Genomic DNA, 7,982 nt, shown 5'->3' with positions numbered 1-7,982 from the left:
TGTTCAAAAGCCGCTTGCTGAGTGGCAATCTGGGTCTGCTTGACCCCAAGTTCAGATTCGAGTTTGCCAATGGCCTCGGCCTGACGTGCCAGGGTCTGTTGCTGTACCTCGAGCAAGCTGCCCTGAGCCAGCTCCTGACGATTGCCAACAACGTATCCCGCCAGCGCTCCCAGAGCCAAGACGGCGAGCAGTATCCATTTCTGTTTCATGCGCGCACCACCTCGCCCAGTTGATTCATGTTCTGACTATATATAGAGATATTCAGGCCGCCGCACTGTTTTCACCACGGCGTTGTCGTGCCGCCAGACGCAAGGTCCGCTCCAGAATTTGTGAATAGATGGGGCGGCCGCCCAACCACTGAGCCACTATCGTCGCCCCTATGGTGGTGATCATCATCGGCAGGATGAGCTGATAGTTGTCGGTCATCTCGGTAACCAACACTATCCCCGTCACGGGGGCTCGCACGGTCGCGGCGAATAGTGCCCCCATGCCAGCGATGGCGAAGGCCCCTGGTTCTATGCCTAGCTCGGGGAAGGCGGCGTGGAAGATATAGCCAAATACCAGGCCAAAGAGAGTCCCCAGAGCCAGGGTCGGTGCAAACACCCCCCCAGGAGCCCCTGAGCAGAAGCAGATCAGGGTTGCCACCAATCGCACCGAGAAGATGAGAAACAGGGTGGCCATGGCATAGTCCCCTGACAGCAGATGAGGGATAAGCTCTGTGCCGCCCCCCGTGACCGATGGCACGAAAATCGCCAGTACCCCGAAGGTACCCGCTACCAGCATGCCGATCGCCACGAAACGATGGCGCTTGTTTTGATGCAGGGCCAGATAGCCATCCTGGCAGGCCAGTACCAGCTTGTTGAACACGAAACCCAGCACCCCAAACGCCGCCCCCATGAAGAGAAACAACCAGAGTGCCTTCAGATCCGGCGCATCATAGTGCGGCAGGGCGATGACAGGGTGCTGCCCCTTCATGTTCTGCAGGGTCAGGGTCGCCATCACGGCCGAGATGCTGACTGCCTTGATGGCAAGAAAGGAGTAGCGAAACTGGGGGCGCATCTCTTCCATCACGAAGAGTATGCCGGCCAGCGGCGCATTGAAGGCGGCCGCCAGTCCACCTGCGGCACCTGCGGCCAGCAAGGCGTGACCATGCTCCTTGGGGAGGCGGAAGATGTCGGCCACCATCTTGCCGAGGTTGCCCCCGATCTGCACCGAGGGGCCTTCGCGGCCAAGCACCATGCCGGAACTCAGGGTACAGATGCCGCCGAAGAACTTGACCGGCAGCACTCGCCACCAGCGCACGGGGCGCAGATCGTCCATGGCTCCCTCTATCTCGGGAATGCCGGATCCGCCCGCTTCGGGGGCGAAGGCATGGGTCAGGAAGTAACCCACCATGCCAAGCAGGGCGCTGATGCCAAACCCCATGAACAACAGTTGCCACCAGGGGCGATCGGCCAGAAAGGTGCCGCGCTGCATGACCACCCAATTCACACCGCTTTCGAACAGGCCACACACCAATCCGGCCAATATGCCGACCACGGCCGCCAGCAAGAGTACCCAGAGCGGCATCTTGTCTTGTTGAATGAGTCGTCGCACCATCCAGCTATGGGAGGATGCCCCTGCCGAACCCGCCGCAGAATGAGTGTCTTGTGCCATGAGAGAAACCATCGTCAGCCGTTAGATGAAACCCGGGGCTGCTGCCCACCAATGGGGCTTTCTGCTATAGTCGGCCCGTTTAAATGTCACTGGGCCGCCAAGTGCGCCGGGTACGAGAGTCATGAGCATACCTTGCCAGGGGCAGACTGCCGAGTCTGGATCCGCCTCTCCCCCCTCAGTGACGGTCAAAATCCCATTAAGGATGATCCATGTCAAAATCAGATCAGCTGTTTGAACAGGCCTGCCAAACCATCCCGGGCGGCGTCAATTCACCGGTACGCGCCTTCAACGGCGTAGGCGGCACCCCCCGTTTTATCGAACGCGCCGACGGTGCCTATCTCTATGACGTGGATGGTCAATCCTATGTCGACTACATAGGTTCCTGGGGCCCCATGCTGCTCGGCCACAATCATCCGGCCATCAAGGCTGCGGTCATCAAGGCCGTCGAGAAGGGGCTCAGCTACGGCGCGCCCACCGAGATTGAAGTGCTGATGGCCCAGAAGGTACGCGAGCTGGTGCCCTCCATGGAGCAGGTGCGCATGGTCAACTCCGGCACCGAAGCGACCATGAGCGCCATCCGTCTGGCCCGTGGCTATACCGGCCGCGACAAGATTGTGAAGTTCGAAGGTTGCTACCACGGGCACGCCGACTCTCTGCTGGTCAAGGCCGGTTCCGGCGCCCTCACCCTGGGCCAACCCAACAGCCCGGGCGTCCCTGCCGATTTCGCCAAGCACACCCTCACCTGCGTGTTCAACGATCTGGACTCGGTTCACGAAGCCTTCAACCAGTACGGCAGCGAGATTGCCTGCATCATCGTGGAGCCAGTGGCGGGCAACATGAACTGCATTCCGCCCCTGCCCGGTTTCCTGCAGGGGCTGCGCGCCATCTGTGACGAGTTTGGCGCCTTGCTGATCCTCGATGAGGTGATGACAGGGTTCCGTGTCGCCCTCGGCGGTGCCCAGGCCCACTACGGCATAGATCCGGACCTGACCACCCTTGGCAAGATCATCGGCGCGGGTATGCCGGTGGGCGCCTTCGGTGGCAAGAAGAAGGTAATGCAGCACATAGCACCGACCGGCCCTGTCTACCAGGCTGGCACCCTGTCTGGCAACCCGGTTGCCATGGCCGCCGGTCTCGCCATGCTGGATCTGCTGCAAGCCCCTGGCCTGCATCAGCAGCTGGCAGAGAAGACAGCCGCCGTCGCCGAGGGCCTCAAAGCCGCAGCGGCCAAACACGGTATCCCCCTCGCCATCACCTATGTCGGCGGCATGTTCGGTTTCTTCTTCACCGAAGAGACCGAGATCAGCCGTTTTGAACAGGTGACCCGCTGCGACATGGCACGCTTCAAGCGCTTCTATCACCTCATGCTGGATGAGGGCGTCTATCTGGCGCCCAGCGCCTATGAGGCTGGCTTCCTCTCCATGGCTCACGGTGAGCAGGAGATAGCACACACATTGGCGGCGGCGGATCGCAGCTTCGCCAAGCTGGCGCAGGCATAAATCCGGCCACATGATGCAAGGGGCCCACCGGGCCCCTTTCTCTTTGATGGCCCAAGACCCAAGCAGCACATCCCCGGCCCTGCGCCTGCCCTCTTTGCACCAATCTGGTGCCAAAGCCGCCCCTTTCCCCAAGTTGCCTCACGATTTCATCATCAAACTGCCACCAGGGGGTCATTTCTACCCGTCAGTCTGGGCCCATAACTTGCAAGACTAGCTGGCAATATGCGCCATCCATTCGGCATCAACCTGGAGGTCCCCATGGCTAACATGAGCCCTATCGATCTCATCCGCCGCTATCAGGAGTACGAGCCCGAGCTGCGCCTGCTGTTGCTGGGCTTGATCCAGCATTCGGACAAGGCGCTGGCACGTTACCCCTTCGTGCTGAGCACCCGGCCGCAGAGCGGCCCCATTGCCATTTTCCCTCCCTACCCCACCGCACAGGGGGAGTTGCACCTGCACGTACAGGGGGAAGGCATCCTCATCACCCTTAGCCTGCAAGAGCTGATCGCCTGGTTGATGGGGGACAAACAGCGCCGCAAACTCACGCCTTGGTTCAAGGGGGTCTATGTACTGCTCAGCCTGGCGCTGTTTCTCATCGTCGCCAGCCTGATCTGGCATGGATTACATGAGCTCTACCTGCTCGCCTGCGGCGAGAGCAGCAACCGGCTTGGGGCCTTCAGTGCCATCATCTTCCTGACCCTGGCATTGGCGGTATTCGATCTGGGTAAAACCATCTTGGAGGAGGAGGTGCTGCTCCATAAAGACATCTTTCGCCACAGCGCCATTCGCCGCACCATCACCCGCTTCATTGCCGCCATCTTGATCGCCGTCTCCATCGAGGGGCTCTTGCTGCTGTTCAAGGGCTCCCTCGGCCAGACAGAACTGCTCTGGCCTGCGGTGGGCGTGATGGTCTGCGCGGTGGGGCTACTGGTGGGCCTTGGCTTGTATGTCTTTCTCGGTGCTCGCGCCGAAGCGGCCCTGGTTCAGGCCAGCCAGCGTCCCTCTCCCCCCCATGAAACCTCTGACGGCAGGCGCTTTGTCCAACGCCATGAGGCGCGCCGCCACGACCCCTAGCAGAGAGGCCATTCCCCTTTCCTTGGGGAACATAATGCAGAGAAGAATCCGAACGGCTCTGCTATTACTTGTTGTCGGGGGCCCGTCCCTCGTCTCATCGGCTTAGCCCTGGTCATTTCGCGACGACCAATGTCACCGATGAGCGCTAAACCCAAAGCGAGTCGGTCTATGCCGACTCGCTTTTCAATCTCTGACTCATCTGGACGTGATCCCCATCAGTTCGAGCAGGGCCCAATGTCAGTGGGCACAGGCGAACGACCTGCCTCCATCAACCCCTTGATCGCCGTGAAACTGTCAAAGGCGGCCTGGGCGGCAACCCGGTTGACCACCCAGCCCGGCAAATTGCCACCGGGATGGGTGTAAGTTTCGAGACTAATTCGACTCTCTCCCTGCTTGAGCGATTCGGCCCGCCACACCCCATGGCTGGCGCGGATCCGCATCAGCCCCTTGTTCGGCGGCAGAGCATCGGGTTCGGCCCATACCCGCAGGGTGAAGCCGCACCCGGACAACCAGTTCAGTCGGGAACGGGTGATGAGCTCTCTGTCCTCGGCAGGCCAGGGCGCCGCCAATCGGGTGTAGACCAGATCCTCCTCCGGACTGGGGTGAGCAAGCAGCCGCACTTCGCGACTGCCCGGCAACCAGAGTGTGTGACGCGCCGTGTCACGGAGCACCGCCAGCAACGCCACGGGTCTGGCTTGAACCTGCATGTCCAGCTTGAATGCCAGGAAGGGGCCCGGTGGATTGGGGCGGCTCCAGAGCGTGACGCCCCCCTGCTCCCGCTGTAGCGCCCAGTCAGGCTCGGCGCAGGCAGCGCCGCTCAGCAGAAGCAGCAACAAGGCACCCACTCCATCTCTTGATGTCCATCTCTTCATCCGCTCCTCCCGAGCTACGGCACTGTTGTTACTCCAGTGTGGGGTCCCTCGCCCATTCGCCCCAAGCATTGGCTCAAGGCTCATTGCATTGTCAGCGCGGTTCAACCAGCTCGAGGGGCAGGCCATCGGGGTCTGCGAAGAAGGTGAAGCGACTGCCGGTCAGCTCGTCCACCCGCACCGGCTCCACGGCCACCCCGTGCTGCTCCAGATGGGCGATGACGGGATCGAGCGCCGCCACCCTGAACGCCAGATGGCGCAGGCCGCATGCCTCGGGGCGGTTCGGTCTGGCTGGCGGCGCCGGGAAACTGAACAGTTCAATCTGGCTGCCGTCCGGCAATGCCAGATCCAGCTTCCAGGATTGGCGCGCCTCCCGCAGGGTCTCCGCGATGATGGGCAGCCCCAGGATCTCATGATAGAAACGCCGGGAAACCTGATAGTCGCTGGCGATGATGGCCAGATGATGGATACCGCCAAGCAGGGCAGATGTCATGAGCACTCCGAAAAAAAATGGGCTGCCATTGCAGCCCATCACAGGTTAGTTGAAGAAACCGCTGAACCACTGATCCAGGGCATTGGCCGGGTTGCCGCCGCCACAGCTGGCGGGGGGAGGCAGGCCAGCCGTTTTAGCTGGCACCTGCAAGCTGCCGGGACAGTTGGCAGATACCCGGGTGCCGCTGGTACGTGCGAAGCTGGCCCAGCTCACCCCTTTGGGCATATTGAGGGTCAGGCTGTTGACACCACGCTGGTTCAGATAACCGCTGAACAGCTGGAGTGCGCCGCTCGAACCGGTCAGGCCAGCCGAGGTGTTGTCATCGCGACCGACCCAGATGCTGACCAGTTCACTGTTGTCCATGCCAGCAAACCAAGAGTCACGCAGCTCGTTGGTGGTCCCCGTCTTGCCCGCCATGACGATACCCGGGAAACGCGCACTCAGGGAGCGCGCCGTACCCTCGCTGACCGTCTTGGTCATGGCGAACAGCGTCAGCCAGCTGGCATCCTGATCCGCAACCCGCTTGGCGCTCTGGCCATGCTGATAGATCAGTTTGCCATCACCCCCGACCACGGCCCGGATAGCCGATAGCGGCTGGGTCATGCCCTGGTTGGCGATCGGCAGATACATCTGGTTCACCTCCAGAGGGGAGAGTGCCACCGCCCCCAGCACCAGGGAGGGATAGGGCTGGATCTCCTGCTCGACGCCAAGCTTGTGCAAGGTGTCGACCACCTTGTCCAGCCCCACCTGCAACCCCAGATTGACGGTCGGGACGTTGAGGGAGTGGGCCAGCGCCTCCATCAGCGGCACGCTCTGGCGGAATTTGCGGTCATAGTTTTGCGGCGTCCACAGTTGGCCATCCTGGCCACGAATGCGGATCGGCTGATCCTTGAGCGGCGTACCCAGGGTCAGGCCATTGGAGAGACCGGTGAGGTAGACCGCAGGCTTGACCAGGGATCCTATCTGGCGACGGGCATCGATCGCCCGGTTGAAGCCGGCAAAACGGGGATCCCGCCCGCCCACCAGGGCAACCACTTCGCCCTTGTGCCAGTCGGAAACCACCATGGCGGCCTCCAGCCGCTTCTTGCCACGCTGCTTCTCTATCTGGGTCAGACCCGACTCCACCGACTGCTCGGCGGCGTGCTGGGCGATAGGATCCAGGCTGGTGAAGATCTTGAGACCGGACTGGCTGAGCAAGTCGGCACCAAAGCGGGTCTGCACCTCGCGCTTGAGCAGATTCATGAAGGCCGGGGTACGGCCATAACTCATCTTGCCCCGGGTGATGATGCCGAGCGGCTGCTTGCTGGCCAGCTCGAATTCCGCCTGGGTCAGGCTGCCGTGCTCGCTGAGCAGCTTGAGCACCAGATCCCGGCGCGTCTTGGCCCGCTCCGGGTAACGCCAGGGATCATAATAGGAGGGCCCTTTCACCAGACCGACCAGCAGGGCAACCTGATCTATCTCCAGCTCGTTGACCGGCACGCCAAAGTAGAAATAGGAGGCGAGCCCGAAGCCATAGACCCCTTGCGAGAAGTTCTGACCGAGATAGACCTCGTTGAGATAGGCCTCCAGGATCTCATCCTTGCTGTAGCGATAGTCGATGAGCACCGCCATGTAAGCCTCTTGCAACTTACGCCAAAGGCTGCGCTCCCGGGTCAGGAAGAAGTTCTTGGCGAGCTGCTGGGTGAGGGTACTGCCCCCCTGCACAGTGCGCCCGGCCAGCACGTTCGCCGCCATGGCGCGCATGATGGCCACCGGGCTGACGCCGCCATGCTGATAGAAGTCGCGATCCTCTGTGGTCAGCAGCGTCACCAGCAGGCTGTCCGGCACCTCGGCAATCCGCACCAGCAGGCGATCCTCGCGCCCCTCGGGATTGAGTCTGTCCAGCAATACGGGGTCCATCTGGGCATAACCTAGCTGGCGCTGATTCTCCATGGACTGGATCTTGTCCAGGCGCGGTCCGTTGAAGGTGAGCCGCATGGCCCGGGCCTTGTCGGCACCGTCATAGAAGTCAAACGGACGACGCACCAGCTCTATGCTGCTGCCATCCACCCGATATTCACCAGGAGAATGAGGTTGGCGCACCGGCTTGTAGCTCAGCATCTTGAGCTCGCGCATCATCTGATCACGGGAGAGCCGCTGCCCCGGGTAGAGCTCCAGGGGACGGCTATAGACCATGACAGGCAGTTGCCACTTCTCGCCATCGAAACGATCGCGCACCTTGGTGTCCAGATAGATGCCAAACACCACCAGGAAGGCGGCGGCCACCAGCGAGAGTTTGACTCCCAGCCAGAACAGGGTGCGCCACAGGGTGCTTTTGGGCGCGGCCTTCTTCGGGCTACGCTTGCGTTTTTGGGTTGCCATGAATCCTCATTCTTCTTATCACCAGCCCTC

Annotated in this window: 7 protein-coding genes (1 of these 7 running past the window's edge); 2 read left to right on the top strand and 5 right to left on the bottom strand. The window is 61.5% G+C overall.

What is annotated here, in order from left to right; translation table 11 throughout:
- A protein-coding gene (locus tag KYK33_RS04165; RefSeq protein ID WP_224432111.1) for a DUF6776 family protein crosses the window boundary here: on the bottom strand, window positions 1-209 show its start. Its footprint begins 493 nt before the window's first position; 209 of the gene's 702 nt are visible here — the first part of the coding sequence; its start codon is at window positions 207-209; its stop codon lies beyond the left edge, outside the window.
- Window positions 210-261: 52 nt separating this feature from the next.
- Window positions 262-1,656 carry a H(+)/Cl(-) exchange transporter ClcA gene (gene clcA / locus KYK33_RS04160; protein ID WP_224432110.1) on the bottom strand — a complete coding sequence of 465 codons (1,395 nt, stop codon included), beginning with the start codon at window positions 1,654-1,656 and terminating at the stop codon, window positions 262-264.
- A gap of 209 nt (window positions 1,657-1,865) precedes the next feature.
- On the opposite strand from clcA, the gene hemL reads away from it, so the two are divergent.
- Together hemL and KYK33_RS04150 are read left to right on the top strand one after the other, a co-directional pair.
- Window positions 1,866-3,155 carry a glutamate-1-semialdehyde 2,1-aminomutase gene (gene hemL / locus KYK33_RS04155; RefSeq protein ID WP_224432109.1) on the top strand — a complete coding sequence of 430 codons (1,290 nt, stop codon included), beginning with the start codon at window positions 1,866-1,868 and terminating at the stop codon, window positions 3,153-3,155.
- A 258-nt stretch (window positions 3,156-3,413) separates the two neighbouring features.
- Window positions 3,414-4,229, top strand: coding sequence for a hypothetical protein (locus KYK33_RS04150; protein WP_224432108.1), 816 nt, complete (start codon window positions 3,414-3,416; stop codon window positions 4,227-4,229).
- Window positions 4,230-4,444: 215 nt separating this feature from the next.
- Here KYK33_RS04150 and KYK33_RS04145 read toward each other — a convergent pair whose 3' ends face one another.
- From KYK33_RS04145 to mrcB, 3 genes are all read right to left on the bottom strand, one after another.
- Window positions 4,445-5,101 (bottom strand): START domain-containing protein, encoded by a 657-nt coding sequence (locus tag KYK33_RS04145; RefSeq protein WP_224432107.1) that lies wholly within the window; start codon window positions 5,099-5,101, stop codon window positions 4,445-4,447.
- Between the two features lie 91 nt (window positions 5,102-5,192).
- Window positions 5,193-5,591, bottom strand: a complete 399-nt coding sequence (gene gloA2 / locus KYK33_RS04140) for an SMU1112c/YaeR family gloxylase I-like metalloprotein (RefSeq protein WP_224432106.1) — start codon at window positions 5,589-5,591, stop codon at window positions 5,193-5,195.
- A 45-nt stretch (window positions 5,592-5,636) separates the two neighbouring features.
- A complete protein-coding gene (gene mrcB, locus KYK33_RS04135; protein WP_042041089.1) occupies window positions 5,637-7,952 on the bottom strand; it encodes a penicillin-binding protein 1B in 2,316 nt (771 codons plus the stop codon).
- Window positions 7,953-7,982 lie beyond the last annotated feature (30 nt).

It is taken from the genome of Aeromonas rivuli (assembly GCF_020149575.1).
In the GTDB taxonomy this organism is placed as follows: domain Bacteria; phylum Pseudomonadota; class Gammaproteobacteria; order Enterobacterales; family Aeromonadaceae; genus Aeromonas; species Aeromonas rivuli.
The sequence above is the reverse complement of the archived record's forward strand: the minus strand, read 5'-3'. Positions and strand labels throughout refer to the sequence as shown.